Origin of the sequence: Nodularia sp. LEGE 04288 (genome assembly GCF_963896525.1) — a bacterium.
Taxonomy (GTDB): Bacteria; Cyanobacteriota; Cyanobacteriia; order Cyanobacteriales; family Nostocaceae; genus Nodularia.
This window is the reverse complement of sequence record NZ_CAWQOY010000105.1, coordinates 136,268-154,284: the sequence shown is the minus strand read 5'-3', so window position 1 is coordinate 154,284 and position 18,017 is coordinate 136,268. Positions and strand designations below refer to the sequence as shown.

At 42.4% G+C, this 18,017-nt stretch carries 15 protein-coding genes and 1 pseudogene; 9 read left to right on the top strand and 7 right to left on the bottom strand.

The annotated features are described in order from the left end of the window. On the bottom strand, positions 1-1,506 hold a 1,506-nt coding region (locus tag AACX33_RS11580; protein WP_227788683.1), incomplete at its 3' end, for a cobaltochelatase subunit CobN. 227 nt (positions 1,507-1,733) lie between these two features. On the opposite strand from AACX33_RS11580, the gene AACX33_RS11575 reads away from it, so the two are divergent. Next, entirely contained in the window at positions 1,734-3,602 is a 1,869-nt protein-coding gene (locus AACX33_RS11575; RefSeq protein WP_194003005.1) for a GAF domain-containing sensor histidine kinase, read from the top strand. 88 nt (positions 3,603-3,690) lie between these two features. Here AACX33_RS11575 and AACX33_RS11570 read toward each other — a convergent pair whose 3' ends face one another. The 5 genes from AACX33_RS11570 to AACX33_RS11550 all read right to left on the bottom strand — a co-directional run bounded on the left by AACX33_RS11570 (position 3,691) and on the right by AACX33_RS11550 (position 10,359). Further along, the gene (locus AACX33_RS11570) at positions 3,691-5,055 is read right to left on the bottom strand and encodes a sensor histidine kinase (protein WP_194003007.1); all 1,365 of its coding nucleotides are present in this window, start codon (positions 5,053-5,055) and stop codon (positions 3,691-3,693) included. 235 nt (positions 5,056-5,290) lie between these two features. Continuing rightward, entirely contained in the window at positions 5,291-8,317 is a 3,027-nt protein-coding gene (locus AACX33_RS11565) for a PAS domain-containing hybrid sensor histidine kinase/response regulator (RefSeq protein ID WP_227788682.1), read from the bottom strand. Positions 8,318-8,609: 292 nt separating this feature from the next. Further along, positions 8,610-9,050, bottom strand: a complete 441-nt coding sequence (locus tag AACX33_RS11560; protein ID WP_194003009.1) for a hypothetical protein — start codon at positions 9,048-9,050, stop codon at positions 8,610-8,612. Between the two features lie 237 nt (positions 9,051-9,287). After that, positions 9,288-10,142: a DUF72 domain-containing protein gene (locus AACX33_RS11555; protein WP_194003011.1), complete on the bottom strand. Its 855-nt coding sequence runs from the start codon at positions 10,140-10,142 to the stop codon at positions 9,288-9,290. A 31-nt stretch (positions 10,143-10,173) separates the two neighbouring features. Further along, a complete protein-coding gene (locus tag AACX33_RS11550; protein WP_322744546.1) occupies positions 10,174-10,359 on the bottom strand; it encodes a helix-turn-helix domain-containing protein in 186 nt (61 codons plus the stop codon). A gap of 401 nt (positions 10,360-10,760) precedes the next feature. Between AACX33_RS11550 and AACX33_RS11545 the strand changes: the two genes are divergently transcribed. Then, positions 10,761-11,564 (top strand): phosphate/phosphite/phosphonate ABC transporter substrate-binding protein, encoded by an 804-nt coding sequence (locus AACX33_RS11545; RefSeq protein ID WP_194003115.1) that lies wholly within the window; start codon positions 10,761-10,763, stop codon positions 11,562-11,564. Positions 11,565-11,892: 328 nt separating this feature from the next. Here AACX33_RS11545 and AACX33_RS11540 read toward each other — a convergent pair whose 3' ends face one another. Next, positions 11,893-13,143 (bottom strand): tetratricopeptide repeat protein, encoded by a 1,251-nt coding sequence (locus AACX33_RS11540; RefSeq protein WP_194003013.1) that lies wholly within the window; start codon positions 13,141-13,143, stop codon positions 11,893-11,895. A 187-nt stretch (positions 13,144-13,330) separates the two neighbouring features. Here AACX33_RS11540 and AACX33_RS11535 point away from each other — a divergent pair. The 7 genes and pseudogenes from AACX33_RS11535 to AACX33_RS11505 all read left to right on the top strand — a co-directional run. Beyond that, positions 13,331-13,471, top strand: a pseudogene (locus AACX33_RS11535) (alkanesulfonate monooxygenase); the annotation flags it as partial. Positions 13,472-13,830: 359 nt separating this feature from the next. After that, positions 13,831-14,907, top strand: coding sequence for a sulfate ABC transporter substrate-binding protein (locus AACX33_RS11530; RefSeq protein ID WP_194003015.1), 1,077 nt, complete (start codon positions 13,831-13,833; stop codon positions 14,905-14,907). Between the two features lie 22 nt (positions 14,908-14,929). Beyond that, positions 14,930-15,781 carry a sulfate ABC transporter permease subunit CysT gene (gene cysT, locus AACX33_RS11525; RefSeq protein WP_194003017.1) on the top strand — a complete coding sequence of 284 codons (852 nt, stop codon included), beginning with the start codon at positions 14,930-14,932 and terminating at the stop codon, positions 15,779-15,781. Continuing rightward, positions 15,771-16,646 carry a sulfate ABC transporter permease subunit CysW gene (cysW, locus tag AACX33_RS11520; protein WP_194003019.1) on the top strand — a complete coding sequence of 292 codons (876 nt, stop codon included), beginning with the start codon at positions 15,771-15,773 and terminating at the stop codon, positions 16,644-16,646. The genes cysT and cysW overlap by 11 nt, the downstream gene beginning before the upstream one ends. Before the next feature lie 110 nt (positions 16,647-16,756). Further along, positions 16,757-17,023 (top strand): NIL domain-containing protein, encoded by a 267-nt coding sequence (locus AACX33_RS11515; RefSeq protein WP_194003021.1) that lies wholly within the window; start codon positions 16,757-16,759, stop codon positions 17,021-17,023. Positions 17,024-17,051: 28 nt separating this feature from the next. Further along, the gene (locus tag AACX33_RS11510) at positions 17,052-17,669 is read left to right on the top strand and encodes an NIL domain-containing protein (protein ID WP_194003023.1); all 618 of its coding nucleotides are present in this window, start codon (positions 17,052-17,054) and stop codon (positions 17,667-17,669) included. Between the two features lie 45 nt (positions 17,670-17,714). Then, entirely contained in the window at positions 17,715-17,975 is a 261-nt protein-coding gene (locus AACX33_RS11505; RefSeq protein WP_228049167.1) for an NIL domain-containing protein, read from the top strand. Positions 17,976-18,017 lie beyond the last annotated feature (42 nt).

Genomic DNA, 18,017 nt, shown 5'->3' with positions numbered 1-18,017 from the left:
GGGGGGTTCTGAGTTTTCAGATGCGGCTCCCCATCTTTGGGTAATTTCTTGCTGTACAGTTGTCGGTAAAGTGGCAAAATACGCTTGATAATCTGCACCAGAAAGACTTTGCTGCACAGGTCGCAATTCTCGACCTTCAGGATCATTAGTTACGCCAGTGGTGAGACGTTGGATTAATTCATCTCCGTGAATGGGGGGATTTTCCACCACATAGCCAGCGCCCTGTAAAGCTTTAATTATTTCCACACAACTGGCTGGCGTGTCCAATCCTACGCCATTCGCTAACCTGCCATTGCGATTCGGGTAATTTGCCAAAATCAGGGCAATACGGCGCTCCTGGGGAGGCTTAGAGCGGAGTTTTACCCAATTGGCTGCTAGTTCAACTACAAACTCAATGCGATCGCTCACCGGTTCATAAACCATCACATCTGTTTCTAAGTCAGGATTTCGCGAGAGTACCGTCTTAAAAGACACAGCGCGAGTAATAATCCGTCCATCTACCTCTGGTAGCGCCACATTCATCGCCATATCACGGGGAGAAAGCCCTTGTAATTGTGACTCCCACTGTTCCACACCACCGCCACTGAGGATAACTTGGAACACCGGCACATTTAATTTTTGCCACAAATCGATTTGCGGTGCTTCTGTTTCCAAACGCGCCAGAGAAAAACTTGTAGTATTCAGCAATACTCCAATTTGATCTGTATCTTTCGGCTGGAAAAACTCACTCAATTCTGCTTGAACATCAGGGTCACGCAATGAAGAAACAAACACTGGTAAAGGTTGCAAATTGCGCTTTACTAAAGCTGTACACAAAGCATCAATTACCTTCGTATTCCCAGATAGATAATGAGCGCGGTAAAAAAGAATCCCAACTTTAGGCAATGAGGAAGAGGAGCCAGAAACATTTTTGCATAAGCTCAAAGTTTTCCCCCCTGCACCCTGCACCCTGCCCCCCTGCCTCTTATACAAGCCGACACGCGGAATCCCTTGTGGTGGTAAGGGTTGAAACGAAGTATGAAGACAAGTATCTGAGATAAATTGCAGAGCGTTAACAATGTTTTCCACCCCTCCTTCCCTGAAATACTGTAATACTTGATTAACAGCACTCAAAGGCAAAGTAGATTGGGAAATTAATTCCGGATCAAGACCATCGTCCCCAGGCATTACAATAAGGGTGATACCCTGACGTTGTACAATTTCCTGAACTACTTCCAAACCATAAGCCCAATAGGAACGTCCTCCTAACAGGCGCAAAATAATTACTTGGGCAGATTCTAAAACTTCCTCGCCATAGGAATCTATACTTATTTGTTGTTGCAGCTGCAACAAACTAGCAACTCGGATGGCTGGAAATGTTTCAGGTAATTTAGGGACGGCTGCTGCTAGGGTTTGAATGTCAGTATCAGCAGCAGTAATAAATACAAAAGGAGCTGGTGTTTGTTCTAAAAAAACTAAACCTTCTGACTGATTCCATCCGCCTGGTGTAGCACTGATACGATGCATAATCCTTTATTACCGTCTTAAACTGTTGATTAGAAAACATGAGCATTGAGCAAACTAGGGACTGACAAATAAAAAAACATCCAAACAGCTAACGCCCTCAACTTCTCTCATCCTGATTTCTCTCTGTTCTCTGTACCTCTGTGGTAGCCTGCGGTCAGGCGCTAGCGCGTCTACGTTTATTTGGTTAATTTATTTCTTGGAAATCCCTTATTATTAGACCATTGAAAATGCTTAGTTCTCCTGATTTGAGTTTTTCGCGCAACTTGCCTTTAGTTGTATTTAATCAGCTTGGGGAATTGTTACAGCAGATGGCTCAAGTAGTAGGAACTGCTGCACTGCTAATCACAGAAGCTGTATTGGCAAGGATTGATACACCACTAGAGTGGCAGCATCAAAGGTTTACGCTGGTGATTTCTGAGCAGTTTAGCGCACTTTTATTAGGCACGCAGGAGCCGGGAAAGCCAGAAAGTTATACAGCATTCAATACTAGTTTGACATTTAATTCCGAGGCGATCGCTTTGTTTGTCTCCCAAGTGAGAGACTTGTTTACAGCTGATTCCTACACTCATCAACATCTGGAACGCTATCGTCAAGCTCTCAAACCGAATGATACCCAGATCCAAACTAAATTTACGCTGTTGTTATTAGAGTATTTTTTGCCACAGCCAAGTCAGGAGATTACAGAAGCTTTAGTTGATTCCTCTCAGCCGGTGGAAGATACCTGTAAAAAACAGACTTTCTCAGAGCAACTTTTAAATCAGGTCACGAATCAGGTTCGCCAAAGCTTAGACTTGCCAGTAATTATGGCTACAGCAATTGCTTTGGTGCGAAAGTTTCTGGAACTAGACAGATTAGTAGTATATAAATTTGACGATTCCAGAGTCAATAGTCAACAGTTAACGGTTAACGCTCAAAACCCATTCTCTGGGGGTTGGATCGTCCATGAAGCCTGTTCTCAAAATATTATGCCGTCGGTGTTGTCTGATCAAGAAGAAGCTTGTTTTAGGCGAAATTATCCCGGTTGGGAAAAATATCGGCAAGGATTTACTTTAGTTGTTGATGATGTGGAAAAAACTTATGCGCTGGAAGAATGTTTATTAAATTTTTGCAGAAAAAGCCAAGTTAGGGCGAAACTGGTAGCACCAATTATATTTGAACAAAAGCTGTGGGGGTTACTGATTGCTCATCAATGTCACACTCCCCGACAATGGACTGAGAGTGAGAAAAATTTACTAACTGCGATCGCGGAACAATTAGCGATCGCCATTCATCAATCTGAGTTAATACCATCTCTGCAAGAGGCTACGCGCACGCTGACGCAAGAAAATGAAACTCTGGAAAAACGCGTAATTGAGCGGACAATGGCGTTACGGGAAGCTTTACTGGCTGCTGAAGCTGCTAGCCGCCTCAGAAATCAATTTCTCGCTACTATCAGCCATGAATTGCTTACGCCTTTAACTTACGTCATCGGGATGTCTTCCACATTGCTACGTTGGCCTTTGGGAGAATTGAGTCAACGCCAACGAGATTATCTGCAAACAATCCACGATAGTGGAGAACATTTATTAGAACTAATTAACGACATCCTCGATTTATCACAAATTGAAGCGGGGAAAACAGTATTAAATATTACAGAATTTTCTTTGACAGATACAGCCAAAACTTCCGTAGAATCACTATTAAAAAAAGCTGACAACGAACAAGTCAATCTGCAACTGGATATGCAAGTCGCTCCCCAGCGCGATCGCTTTACTGCCGACGCAGGGCGAATACAACAAATCATCTGGAATCTGTTAACTAATGCCATTAAGTTTACCCCTAAAGGTGGCAGTGTCACCTTGCGGATTTGGGTAGAAGATAATACCGCTATTTTTCAAATTGAAGACACTGGAATTGGCATTTCCGAAGCACAATTACCACTACTGTTTGAGAAATTTCAGCAACTCGATACACCCTATCGCCGCCGTTACGAAGGTACAGGACTCGGTTTAGCTTTAACCAAACAACTTGTAGAACTGCATCGGGGTCGAATTGAAGTAGAATCGACCGTGGCTATTGGTTCAATTTTCACTGTATGGATACCAGCCCAACTGTGAATGGATTTTGCCTGATTTTTGCTTGCCTTAATCAGTGCTGATTACCGGGAAAAAATCAGATTTTGAGCCTGCTTAGGCAGTTTTAGCCTCAAACTTCTAGGATGCAGGGACTGGGAAATTCACTTGAAGCAACTGCGGAAGATTTTTGTTGAATGGGAATTTTAATCACGAATTCTGTCCCTTCTCCCAATGTAGATTGACAACAGAGACTACCTCCATGTTTTTCTACAATAATCTGGTGACTAATAGACAACCCTAATCCTGTTCCTTTTCCCATAGATTTCGTGGTAAAAAAGGAATTAAATAACCTTGATTTCACAGCTTCGCTCATTCCTGGACCGTTATCAGCAATGTGAATGGCAACCCAACCATCGCCAATCATTTTAGTACTAATCTCAATGCGACTTGGTTGTTGCTTAATATCCTCAAGGGAACGCTGTTGATCATACTCTTCTAAAGCATCAATGGCATTAGCCAGAATATTCATAAATACTTGATTAAGTTTTCCTGTATAGCACTCAATGAGCGGCAATTCAGTGTAATTCTTCACCACTTCGATGGCAGGATGCTCTCGTTTTGCCTTTAAGCGGTAATTCAAAATAGTCAGTGTACTATCAATTCCTTCGTGGATATTAATCGCTTTCGTATTAAATTCGTCTATATGAGAAAAAATTCGCATAGACTTGATAATTTCGTGAATGCGTTTTGCACCCATATTCATGGATTTGAACAGCTTAATTAAATCATTCTTTAGAAAATCCAAGTCTGTTGCTTCTAGTTCTGCTTGAATTGCCGGGCTAGGATTTGGGTATTCCTGTTGATAAAGATACACAAGTTTGAGTAATTCTTCTGCATATTCATGAGCATGAATCAGATTGCCATAAATGAAATTCACAGGGTTGTTAATTTCATGAGTAATTCCCGCCACCATTTGTCCTAGACTGGATAGTTTCTCACTCTGAATCAACTTGATTTGCATTTGTTGCAATTGATTGTGTGCCAAACTTACTTCTGCCACTTTTTGCTCTAGCTGAATATTTTTCTGCTCTAGTTTCTGAGACAAATAATACAGCTTCAGGTGTAATTTAACTCGTGATAAAACTTCTTCTTGTTGAAAAGGCTTGGTGATATAATCCACCGCACCAACCTCAAATCCTGCCACTTTATTGGCAGTGTCGGAAAGTGCTGTCATAAAAATAACGGGAATTTCTTGAGTTGCCGGATTTGCCTTGAGCCGACGACAGGTTTCAAAACCATCCATTTCTGGCATCATCACATCCAGCAAAATTAAATGGGGTAGGGCATATTGAACCCTTTCTAAAGCTACTTTTCCAGATTTTGCCACCCAAACTTCTAATCCAGCCTGATCCAGAGCATCAGATAAAACACCTAAATTGGCAGGATGATCATCAACAATGAGAATCGTCGCAGTTTGTTCAGATACAAGATTCATCTAAAAACCTCTGGGAGAAACGATAAGTAGGTGGGCGTAAATAAAGTTAACTGGCGGGGGTTGTCCTTTGTCATTGCTCATTGGTAAGGGTTTCATGGGTGTTTACGAGTCGTAATATAGTTTGGTTTTTCCGAGTCCCACCTACTTACAATTTAGATTCGGTGAAATGTTTAAATGCGGTGATTTGTCTCGCTTCCAAGGGGAGTGTGGGAAGAGAGGGGAATGGTGATAATGCTTACTGATAAGATTGAATGAGTGCCAAAATTTCTTGGTCTTGGAAGTCTCTGGCCAATTTTTGCAGTTTTTGGGCAAAAGGGAGATATCTTTCGTCCATTTCCGCAATTAATCCTGCCTGTTTATTAATTCCCCGGAAGTTACCTTTCATTGCTAACTCGTACAAGATTTCCATTTCTGCTGTGGGTGGAGGAACTAACTCAACATCAGAACTTTCTAACTCTGGCTGGTTCACTCTCTCCTGCTTTTCATATAGCCATTCCAGATGCAGATGTTTCTGTAATTTCTGAAACAGTTCTATTGCTTGCACTGGTTTGGCGATAAATTCATTTCCTCCTACTTCTAAACTGCGGTGTTGGTCGGTTTCAAACACGCTGGCTGAAGAAACAATAATCACAATATTTTTCAAGGGTTTCGATTCACGAATGCGTTTAATTAGCTGGAATCCATCAAGTTCTGGCATCAATAAGTCAGTGATTATCAGGTCTGGCTGAAATTCCAGGATTTTTAACCAACCCTCTTGTCCATTGGTGGCCTCAGCAACTTCAAAGCCGAGGGGTGAAAGCAAATGAGCAATGACTGAGCGATTTTCCCATTTGTCGTCCACGACCAGAACTTTAGGTTTGCGGTCTTTGATGCCGATAATTTGACCATAATTGTCGGCTTGAGATGTTTTGACCCACTCATCAGCTACGGGTAGGTTAACATCAAACTGGAAAATACTACCAACATTTACCTCACTGTGAACTTCAATGGTGCTGCCCATAAATTCGACAATTTTTTTGCTGATTGCCAATCCTAAGCCAGTACCCTCGATATGTCGGCGACTGTTTCCCGCTTGCTCAAATGGTTGAAAAATAATTTGGAGTTTTTCGGGGACAATACCAATGCCTGTATCGCGGACTTGGAAGCGAATTTTTCCTTCGCGGGTATAGCTAATGCTAAAGGTAACGCTGCCGACATCAGTAAATTTGATCGCATTGCTCACTAGGTTAATCAATACTTGCCGCAGGCGTTTTTCATCGGCACGGATGCCAATGGGTAAATCGGCAGCTAATTGATAATGGAACTGAATGTTTTTGATTTGGGCGCGAATGCGGCACATCTCAGCTACACCTTGCAGGAATGCCGGGAAGTGAAAATCTGTGGGCATAAGTTCTACTTTCTGCGCTTCGATTTTCGACAGATCCAGGATGTCGTTGATTAATGTTAGTAGATGCGAACCACATTGGTAAATTATATCAATGCGCGATCGCTGTTCTGCATCCAAGTTTTGAGAACGCTGAAGAATTTGGGCATAGCCAAGAATACCATTGAGGGGAGTCCGTAATTCGTGGCTCATGTTGGCCAGAAATTCGCTTTTGGCATAGCTGGCGGCTTCTGCCGCTTCTTTGGCTGCATTAAGGGTCTGTTGAGCTTCTTTTCGGGCTGTAATATCTGTACAAATACCTACCCACTCTTGAATCATGCCATCTGAGTTGAGAATAGGCACAGCTCTATTATGAAAATATCGATAGTCTCCATCTACCGACTGTAACCGACATTCACTTTCATATAAAGTTTTTGTTTCTACTGCTTGCATCCAGATTTGACTTGTTGGTTCGCGATCCTCCGGATGAATCAACTCCAACCAACCCAAACCAGCCATTGCCGTTTCAGTTGTTCCACAGTAGTTTAGCAAGTCCATGAGATTTGTGACTCGCCCCTCACTATCCGCTGTCCAAATAATTTGGGAAATCGCTTTAATCAGCGAACTGTATCTTTGTTCACTCTGTTGCAGCGCTATTTCTGCTTGCTTGCGGTCTGTGATATTCCGGACTGTGATAATTAAACCGATAATTTGACCATCAAAATTGAGCCAAGGACTTTTGGCGGTGATAAAAGTGGTGCTGGTGTGACCATCAGAAACATCTTCCTCGTAAGTCTGAGAAATTCCTGTGGAGATCACCTGGCGGTCTTTTTCCATGATTCCAGGCGCTACTTCTGGCGGAAATAGTTCAGAATCATCTTTGCCAATGATCTGCTCAATTGATTTACCCAGAAACTTAGCTACATTGGAGTTAAGGGCGACATAACGCCCCTCTAAATCCTTAGCCATAATTAAATCTGGTGTACATTCCAAAATAGACTGCAAGAGTGCATTCTGTTCCACCAGGTTAAATTCAGCTTGTTTACGTTCGTGGATATCAGTACAAGTACCTACCCATTCTCGGACACTGCCATCTGTTTCTAATACAGGGACAGCTCGCTCTAGCATATAGCGATATTCCCCATCATGCCTTCTGAGACGACATTCAATTTGATAAGGACGGAGTGTGTTGATTGATGTTTCCCATGCTTGGGCAATTAATTGCTGATCTTCTGGATGAATCGCTTCTAGCCATCCCCACCCCTGACATTCTTCCCATGTTTGTCCGGTAAATGCTCTCCAACTAGGATTGTCGTTAATGAAAATACCATCAGGGGGAACTGTCCAAACTATTTGAGAGGTAGTGCTGACGAGAGATTGATAACGTTCTTCGCTGTGGCGGAGTGCTATTTCGCTTTGTTTGCGCTGAGTGACGTTTTCACTGAAGATAATCATCCCACCAATGTCACCGCTGGCTGTATGCCAAGGGCGGAGTGAGGAGCTTACCCACTCTATAGAACCATTGGCGCGCGGATAAGGTTCTTCATGGCCTTGTTCAATGGCACCTGCTAAACACTTTTGGTGAATCTGCTTCGACTCTGCGGGAATATCGGGAAAGACTTCGTAGTGAGAGCGTCCAATAATGCCATCGCTGAGGTGATATTCTTCTAACCATTTGCGACTAACAGAAAGATAGCGCATTTCTAGATCGAAGATGGCGATCGCTACAGGTACATATTCAAGTGCCTGCTGTAAGTGTGCTTCAGTCCCACTCAGACCTATTTCTGCCTGGTTATACCCAGTCATATCAGTGTTTGCTCCTGTAGCATGGGATTTTTCCCCGTTGTACTTGACGACATCCTGGGTGTTTGCTTTTGCTGACAAAAGTGCAATCGTCAATTGATTGCTCCTTTGCTAGGGGTTTTTCCGATCTAAATCTTTGGCTCATGAATCAATCCCGAATTTTCCCTGGCATTTGTGGGCTTTTACTTGATGACCCTGTTTCTATTGAAACCAAATTAACCTGAGTTGAGATCCGGGTGAAGACGGAAATATACTTTTTAATTTTTATTAATATTCATCAATTTTGGTATAAATTACTCCTAATTTTAGTAAGTGGGGTTGAACAAGCAGGAATAAATTAAACTCTGTGACAAAAGTAAAAACTTTTGCAACCCACCTACTTACAAATTTAGTTTGCTCTTTGCCGCATATATTGTCCATTAAGTCCTTGCTGAATCCAATGCAAACACTCATATTCAGATTGGAATAATTTTGGGGCGGCAATATTATTCAAGAGTTCTGGTGGATAATGGTCGTAAAAATATTTACCTCCTTCTTGAAAGATGATAATCAAGTTATTGCTGTATACATAGCGAGACTTGAAACTATCACTGTGAGAGACAAATTCTGAATTTTGGTCAATATGTTCTTTGGCAATATCAACGATATTATTGATGCTACTGCCATAGATTTCGGCTGGATTTTCTGCTTTATGAAATTTACTTTTATGTCCAATTTCTGACAAGACTTTATAAGCATAAATTTCGTAACTATCCGCTTTGCCAAAAACAAATGGAATGATCAGATATCCTTTATATGAAACTGATTTTTCATAAATAAGACGACTCATTTTAAGCTCCTTGGAGATAACTGCTTATTTCACCAAAATCTCATTAATTCCACAGCAAGACCTCTATATTTGTGGTAATTAAATTTAGGCAATTGCCTTCAATTTTTGCCATTTTTGCCAAGAGTGGTTTTACCCATTTTTTTGATCAGGGGGAAGTGTGTCGAGTTTGATCAAAAAACTATTGTAATCACAATTGTTGCTTTTTTTCAAACAAACGGAAATGATATTTCGCCAAAATTACCATAAACTCAGTTGATTGGGCGGAGCATTAAGTTGATTCCAAGGTAGAGGCGGAATTGCTGTCCCATGTTGTTCCAATAGCTTTTGGAAGTAACGAGCTGTCCCAGGCGATCGCTCTTCTATAGGACAATGAACAAAGAAATAAATTCGTTTCCCCGCCTGTAACCACTGTTGAATTTGTGTGACCCACTCTTCCAAAAAAGGCTGATTCGTTGATAAATTTGGGTGAGAAATAAACCGAATCAGGCTGAAAGGGGCTGTGACACTAAATTGCAATGGCAATTGGGGTTTACGCCGTTCTGAATTTAATTGTGGATCATCTCCTCCAGTGTAGATCGGGCGCGAGTCTAACAGCACTCTGCCTACACCTAATTTTTCCAGAATATTGGTCAAAATACTCAGATGAGGTTCATGGAACCAGTCACGATGTCGAACTTCCACTGCTAACGGTGCTTCTGTACGCGGCCAAGCCTCTAAAAAAGCTGTCAAATCGTCAATGTATGCTGGACTATAACTGGGGGGTAATTGGGCAAATATCGGGCCAAGATGCTTACCTAGAGGGCGCGCCACTTCTAGAAATTGTAAAGCATTGGGTGTAGAAGGTTGCAGTAAACCTTTATGGGTAATGTCTCGTGGTAATTTGAGGCAAAATTCAAACCCCGGTGGTGTTTCAGTCGCCCAACGAGCGATGGTTTCTTGGTTAGGCACAGCATAAAATGTGGTATTACCTTCTACTGTGGTGAAGCGACGGCTGTAGAGGTGGAGAAAATCCGCAGCACGAGTACCTTGGGGATAGAGTTCATCTACCCAACCTTTATATGCCCAAACTGCACAACCCAGAAAAAAATTCACTCTGCTATATGTGTATGACAGTACTTTAATTTTATGCGATCATCGCTTGCCCACGCAGTAACCGACTTTGGGCATTATCCAGCCGTTGCTGTGTCAAATAACCCATGACAGTTGTGTTAAAAAGTGCTGAAAAACCTCTCTGGAGGGTGCGAACACTAACTCCCACTTGCTGCGCTAGTTCACACAGGGATGGCGGATACTCAAGTTGTGTCGTCAAAATTTCTTTAGCGTGGTGAATACGGGCAATGGTATCAGCTTTGAAACCTGGTAATTCATAAATTGGTTAGTTATATTTTGACGAAATTGGCTGCAATATATTATAATCTACACTAAGCCTATCGAGTTACCGCTAATTATTTATTTGGACAGGAAAAATCACGATGACATTAGCCCAAAATATTAGTTTTCAGAACAATAAAAATTTCAAATCTCATTTTTTCACCCAAGGATTACAATTAGGAACATATATCTTAAAACGGCTGTGGTGGCATCTTAAGTCCTATACAACCGTTTTAGGTATTATGCTTCTGACTGTTGCTAGTTTGGGCTTTTTATATATCCATGACTCTGGAAAAAATTAACTCTAGTTTTCCAGAAGAACTCTGTTTTATCACAAGAATGACCAAAATTACTAGCTTGCGGGTTGTATCTTACTTAGCTCCTAATTGGTTGGGATTATATCAGGCGATCGCCACTTATTTAGGTCGAATTTTAGAAATAGAAATTCAACTAAATCCAGGTGAATGTGACCCTCTAAAAGACCCTCTGTTATTTCAAGACCAAATAGACTTAGCTTTTATTTGTGGATTACCACTAATTCGTTACAGTCAAATGGTTGCACACCAATTGCAGCCCTTAGTTGCCCCTGTAATGCAATCACCTCGATATGGTAACTCTCCTATTTACTATGCAGATGTAATTGTTAAGGCTGATAGTAATATTAAAAATTTGGCTGATTTGTCAGGTAAAACATTTTGCTATAACGATTCTGGTTCTAACAGTGGTTATCATCTACTTTTTCACTGGTTAAGACAAGAAAAATATCCGCCAAATTTCTTTGGTAAAACTATAGCATCAGGTTTCCATCAGCGTTCAATTCGCTGGGTAGTTGAGGGCTTGGCAGATTGTGCAGCTATTGATAGTGTGGTATTAGAACAAGAATTACGGGATTTTCCGGAATTATCACAGGATTTGCGTGTGGTGGAAATGATCGGCCCTTCTCCGATGCCACCATTGGTAGTAGCACAGCGTTTAGGCATTCCTTTGATTCAGCAAATAGAGTTGGCGCTACTCCAACCAGATGCAGAGTTGCAAAGCGTAATGAAACAATTTGGTGTTAGGCGTTTTGCCCCAGTGAAGTTAGATAATTATCGGGTACTCAATCAAATTGATAGCCAAGCTTTTGTGAATTTTCCTGCTTAAAAATGCTGCTGGACTGACAAGCTTAAAATAGTGGATTAGATGTAGCTCTCAAGAATGTTGGGTTTGGTTACGTCAACACAACCTACAATTTTCTGCATTATTTTAAGCTTGCCACGCCACTACAAAAAATGTGTGTGTACTAATCAGGACTTACGCAAAATTATGAAAAAACGTATAGCCTTCGGCATAGCTTCCGCTTAACGCGTAGCGTGCGCGAAGCGCATACCGCATTGGCGCTAGCCTCTCCCTTTGGGAGAAGGACACAAAGTCAAGAGGTTTCAGAGAGTTCTTGCGTAAGTCCTACTAATAAAAGACTACAATTTTCACATCAGGCAGTAACGGCATAAAGCTGATTCTGCTTTTGTGTCCATAACACGGCATCTTGATAAACTTGCTCAAATAATACTCGCTGTGCATGACTCCCGCCAACTTCATGCAAGCGGGATAATACAGGTTTGAGTTCGGCTACAGTTGTTTTAACATCACCTTGGGCATGAGCTACCATCCCTCTAGCGGCGGGAATTGCAATCTCTAACCAACTCCTTCGCAGAAAAGGATTGATAGTTAAGGCGTGATATTGCATACTCTGAAGCATTTCTTTTACCCAGTGATTATGTCCTGCTTTGGCTAGGGCATAGACATAATGCAAATCTTGGAATGGTAAGGCGTGTTCATCAATGCGACTGTAAAGATAAGGACTGATTTCTTGCCAACGGTTCCCTACATTTACTCCGCGTAGTTCAAGCCGTAATAATATTGAAATTGCCCCTACTTGGTCTTTGGGAGATTGTTTATTGGCACGTTCCCAAATATGTGTATCGTAGATTTTTAGAACTTTGCGATAATTTTTTAGTTGACAATAATAGAGGGCAATGTGCCACCAGTTGTGTGTATAAAGCATGGAGTTACAGTTTTCCCAGGTGTCTGCAAAACTCTCCATCCAGGCTATCCCCTCATCGGCTCTTCCCTGAGTTTCCATCACATGACTAATGGCATGGTGCGCCCAAGGATCATCTCTGTTTAAAGCGATCGCCTGATGCACCATTTTCTCTGCGGCTTTGAGTTGATGACATTGTTCTAAGCCAAAGGCTACCATGCCGTATAAATAATCTCGTTGGGGATTGCTAGGTAAAACTTTCTGAGCAATTTCTAGTAATTTTTCTTGATTCCCTGTATAAAAATAGTGATACTGTCCCTGCTGCACAGAGATTAAATCACGAGGAAATTGGTCAGTAATCTCTTCATGCAAGGCGATCGCTATATCAATATCTTTATTTGCCCAAGCTAAAATTGCCCGCACATATAACCTTTCTCTGGCGGTAATCTTGGCTAAATTCCCTTGTAATACTTGCAAATATGGTTGCGCTTGCTGCCAAGCCTTGGTGTTTTCTTGGGTGAGATAATAAGCGGCGGCATAAGCATGAGCTAAGGCACAAGTTGGATCAGCTTCAATTGCTTGTAAAATCGCTGTTTCTGCATCTTTACCATAACAAAGTGCTTGATCGATGAAATGGTTAATAGCTGCGATCGCTGGGGCTGAATCTGTTGTCACTACCAGTCCTTGTGCATCTTTAAGCATGATTAATTCCTTGCAGCAAGATTTATCGAGAAGAATTTAAACTACGGTAAGTCTGTCGGAATAATGGACTTACAAGGTAGAGTATGTCACAGCTACCACAAAACCGCAAGCCTTAAACTACTAAAAATTGATAGAGTTACCGTATTTAATATCCAGAAAATATTGCAGCTACTCTGACATAGATATCATGCAGCTACTTTGGTTTATTCCCACTCATGGAGAAGGGCGCTACCTTGGCACAGCCATAGGCGGGCGAGCAGTTAACTTTAATTACTGGCGGCAGATTGCCCAAGCCGTAGATAATTTAGGTTTTTCCGGGGCATTACTACGTAGATGAAGATGCGATCGCCAAATCTCAACAAGCCTACGCTCGCATGGACTCCGAAGGACAACGGCGGATGAAAGAACTACACAACGGCTCTCGTGAAGCCTTACAAATCAGTCCCAATTTGTGGGCAATTAGTAAAAATTTAGGTTTTAACAAACTCTAGAGCGGTAAGGGAAGCTCTACGGGTATGTCTTGTCGCTTGAACTTCTCGAAGTTATGCAATCACCATAATCTTGATTGAGAATATGGGGAATATCTTGCTATTTCATAGAATTATCTGTAATATCTAAAACTAATTCCAAAAAACATCGTAACTCGATAGATTAACAGTAGATTAAAGTCAGGAGTATAAGGTCGGTATGTGGCAAGATATTTGCAATCAATGGAAACGCAAGTCTTTAAAAAGCTTTATTTCACTGTTTTTAGTAGGAATCGGGTTAAGTGGTGCGATCGCTGCCTGCTCACCTTCTCCTGATAATACTAGTGGTAACACTGCACAAACAAAAGAACTGACCCTAGTAAGCTACGCCGTTACCCGCGCCGCTTATGAAAATATTATTCCCCTATTCGCTAAAGAGTGGCAAGAAAAAACCGGGCAAACCGTCAGATTTGACCAAAGCTATGGCGGCTCCGGCTCCCAAACCCGTGCGGTGATTGACGGTTTAGATGCAGACATAGTAGCCCTAGCACTATCAGCAGATACTTTGCAAATACAGGAAGCCGGATTAATTCAACCAGGCTGGGAGAAAAAGACACCCAACGGCGATGGTATTGTTCACCGTTCTGTAGGTGTGATAGTTACCCGCGAAGGCAACCCCAAAAACATAAAAGACTGGGATGATTTAGCCCGCGATGATGTCAGCGTAATCACCGCTAACCCCAAAACCTCTGGTGGCGCTCGTTGGAACTACATGGCTTTATGGGGGAAAGTCACCAAAACAGGCGGCACGGAAGCACAAGCCAAAGACTTTGTGACTAAAGTTTATAGTAACGTGCCAGTTCTACCAAGAGATGCCCGTGAAGCCACTGATGCCTTCTTCGCCCAAAAACAGGGCGATGCCCTAATTAACTATGAAAACGAAGTCATCTTAGCGAAACAGCAGGGACAGAATTTACCTTACGTAGTCCCCGAAATTAATATTTCCATCGATAATCCCATTGCCGTAGTAGATAGCTATGTTGATAAGCGAGGCAATCGTGAAGTAGCAGAAGCCTTTGTGCAATTTCTCTTTACCCCCGCAGCCCAGCGCGAATTTGCCAAAGTGGGATTCCGCCCGGTAGTACCAGAAATAGTCGCAGAATTTGCCGATTCTTATCCCAAAATATCTAATCTATTCACCATCGATGATTTTGGCGGATGGAATCAAGTCAGCCCCAAATTCTTTGCCGATGGCGCAATCTTTGACGACATCCAAGCCAATATAGCTCGACGCTAGGCCTAACTCATATTCTGAAGCCATGACAGTTTCCAAAACACAGTCTACCTTCCCCCTCGCCCCCCAAAATTTGCTTAAACGCTTGTCTTTGCCCTGGGGGGTAACAATTACTTATATCTCCATCGTCCTACTGTTGCCTGTGGCCGCCTTGATACTACAGGCTGCAACCCTATCACCTATTGAGTTTTGGCGACTGGCTACTGCCCCCGTGGCGCTATCCACCTACAACATCACTTTTGTGACGGCCTTCTTTGCCGCCGCTATTAACTGCGTCGCTGGCACTGCCACAGCCTGGGTGCTAGTCCGCTACGATTTCCCTTTTAAACGGGTTTTAGATGCCGTCATTGACCTGCCCTTTGCTCTACCCACGGCAGTTGCAGGTATCACTCTGGCAACAGTTTACAGTGAGCAGGGCTGGATTGGCTCATTCCTCTCTCCCCTGGGTATTAGGGTGTCTTTTACTCGTCTGGGGGTGGCAGTGGCGATGGTGTTTATTTCCGTGCCTTTTGTTGTCCGAACAGTACAGCCCGTACTGCAAGAGCTAGATTCAACAATCGAAGAAGCTGCCTGGTCTCTGGGAGCATCCAGATGGCAAACCTTTTGGCTGGTGGTACTACCTCCCCTTGTACCTGCCATCCTCACCGGTACAACTCAGGCTTTTGCTAGGGCCGTGGGCGAGTATGGTTCAGTGGTTTTGATTGCCGCGAATATTCCCTACCAAGATTTAATTGCCCCCATCCTAGTATTCCAGCGCTTGGAACAAAACGACATAGCTGGAGCCACAGCTGTTGGCACAGTGCTGCTGCTGATTTCCCTGGTGCTGCTACTGACAGTAAATATATTGCAAACTTGGAGGCAACGCTATGGCGGTTGAAGTGAAATCTACACAGTCTCTACCTTCAGGTCAGGTCAAGCCAAAACCAGATGGAGAGTGGGGCAAAGTTGCTTTGATTGTGGCGGTTACAGCCTATTTAGCGTTGGTCTTGCTGCTGCCCACTCTTTATGTGTTCATTGGAGCCTTTAATCGGGGTATTGCCCCGTTTTTTGCCACCCTCACCAGTCGGGATTTTATTCAAGCCCTGCGCCTGACGGCAATGGCGGTGGGCATAGCTGTACCTTTCAACGTCGTTTTTGGGTTATGTGCAGCCTGGGTAATTGCCCGCCGTCGGTTTCGGGGGCGCACTCTGCTACTAAGTATTATTGACTTGCCCTTTTCGATTTCGCCCATTGTGGCAGGTTTAATGCTGGTCTCTCTCTATGGACGTAATGGGCTACTTGGCCCCCTGCTACAATTCCTGGATATCAGAATTATCTTTTCGTTCCCTGGCATAGCTTTGGCGACGATGCTTGGGGGAATGCCTTTTGTGGCGCGGGAAGTAATTCCAGTTCTGGAAGAGGTTGGGACTCAGGAAGAAGAAGCTGCTAAAACTTTAGGCGCTACCGAATGGCAAACTTTCTGGCGAGTCACACTACCTTCTATTCGCTGGGCATTGTTGTATGGCATTATTCTCACTACTGCCCGTGCGATGGGAGAGTATGGTGCTATTGCTGTGGTTTCTAGTAACTTAATTGGCCGTACTCAGACTCTAACTTTGTATGTAGAAGGGGCTTATCGTAATTACGATTCTCAAAGTGCTTTTGCTGCTTCGGTGGTGTTAGCTGGATTAGCTGCTTGTACTCTAATCATTAAAGAGGTGTTTGAGCGTCGCATCCGCATAAAAAATGAGGGAGACAGCTAGTACGCACTCCGAATTCAAAATTCAAAATTAAATACCCCACGGATAAATCAGGGGGCTTGAATTAATGTTGTTTGACTTTTTTCTTCTACGTTTTCTTTGGTAATTTGAATATGGTTACTGACGGTCAGATCATTCACAAAAAAATTCGCAGGCGAATTCCCAGAAATTTTCATCAAGAACCGGTAATTTCTCGTTTAGTCTCAGACTACGGTTTAACGATTAATATTACAGCGGCTATTTTGGGTGCAAATGCTGTGGGTGACGGTTGGTTTGAACTGGATTTACAAGGTTTGGCAACACAGATAGATGATGCTATGAATTACCTCCAGGATATAGAGCTAGAAATCTGGGATGAAAATAGCGTCAGTGATTGGTGATTAACTGTTATCTTAATTTCCTAATCCTATGCCACATAAAAAATTACATCCATTAACTCCCATTGATAGCCGCATCCGTATACCCCTGCATTACCACCGCCAACCTTTGATTTCCCGTTTGGTATCTCGTTTTGGTGTGACAGTTAATATCAAGGCGGCAATGCTCTCAGCTACAGACAGCCACGGTTGGTTTGACTTACAACTCCAAGGTAATTCTGAACATATTTATGATGGACTGCTGTATTTACAGAACTTGGGAGTAGATTTAATGGATACAAGTATTACAGAAAGTGTGCCGCATAATTTCAGTTTTCTGTCATTTCCTCGCCCAACTCCAGAAATGACTACACCTGCACCAAGTTATACTTACCCAGTTTACGGCAGTCAATCCTATCGGCTGGGTTTGCAAATTTGCATCTTGAAAGATTACTACCAGACACCCATCATTTTTGATTTAGTGTCTCGCTATGGAATCACAGTCAATATTATTGGGGCTTCACTACCAGCAAATCAGCAAGAGGATGGTTGGTTTGATTTAGACCTTTGGGGTAAACCGCAGCAACTTTTTTCTAGTTGCGATTATTTGGAAAAACTGAAGTTACCACTATGGTTAGATGCTTCTTCTTTGCATGGACAGATTATATAAATCAAATATTGATTTATGGTTTTATTTGTTGGGCAAAGTATGAGCATGACTCGACTACGTGTGCGTTTACATATTCCTCAATTTTACTTGCGAGAACCAATTATTTCTCAAATGATTTCTCGTTATAAATTGACGGTTAATATTACTGGAGCAGAGCTAGACAAAAATACTAATGAGCAAGGATGTTTTGACTTAGAACTAGGAGGTTCTATGTCTCACATTAATAGTTGTTTAAATTATCTGGAATCTTTAAATTTCCAGATTTTAGGTAATCCGAATACAGATGGTGATGGTTGGTATTATTGAGTTTTTTAGCTGCCTAATTTTTAAATTTCATATAGCAACAAC

Coding starts and splice junctions, on each gene's coding strand:
- AACX33_RS11515 (WP_194003021.1), top strand. CDS start 16,757: ATGGTTACTGACGGTCAGATCATTCACAAAAAAATTCGCAGGCGAATT.
- AACX33_RS11510 (WP_194003023.1), top strand. CDS start 17,052: ATGCCACATAAAAAATTACATCCATTAACTCCCATTGATAGCCGCATC.
- cysW (WP_194003019.1), top strand. CDS start 15,771: ATGGCGGTTGAAGTGAAATCTACACAGTCTCTACCTTCAGGTCAGGTC.
- AACX33_RS11540 (WP_194003013.1), bottom strand. CDS start 13,143: ATGCTTAAAGATGCACAAGGACTGGTAGTGACAACAGATTCAGCCCCA.
- AACX33_RS11575 (WP_194003005.1), top strand. CDS start 1,734: ATGCTTAGTTCTCCTGATTTGAGTTTTTCGCGCAACTTGCCTTTAGTT.
- AACX33_RS11545 (WP_194003115.1), top strand. CDS start 10,761: ATGACCAAAATTACTAGCTTGCGGGTTGTATCTTACTTAGCTCCTAAT.
- cysT (WP_194003017.1), top strand. CDS start 14,930: ATGACAGTTTCCAAAACACAGTCTACCTTCCCCCTCGCCCCCCAAAAT.
- AACX33_RS11505 (WP_228049167.1), top strand. CDS start 17,715: ATGACTCGACTACGTGTGCGTTTACATATTCCTCAATTTTACTTGCGA.
- AACX33_RS11530 (WP_194003015.1), top strand. CDS start 13,831: ATGTGGCAAGATATTTGCAATCAATGGAAACGCAAGTCTTTAAAAAGC.
- AACX33_RS11570 (WP_194003007.1), bottom strand. CDS start 5,055: ATGAATCTTGTATCTGAACAAACTGCGACGATTCTCATTGTTGATGAT.
- AACX33_RS11560 (WP_194003009.1), bottom strand. CDS start 9,050: ATGAGTCGTCTTATTTATGAAAAATCAGTTTCATATAAAGGATATCTG.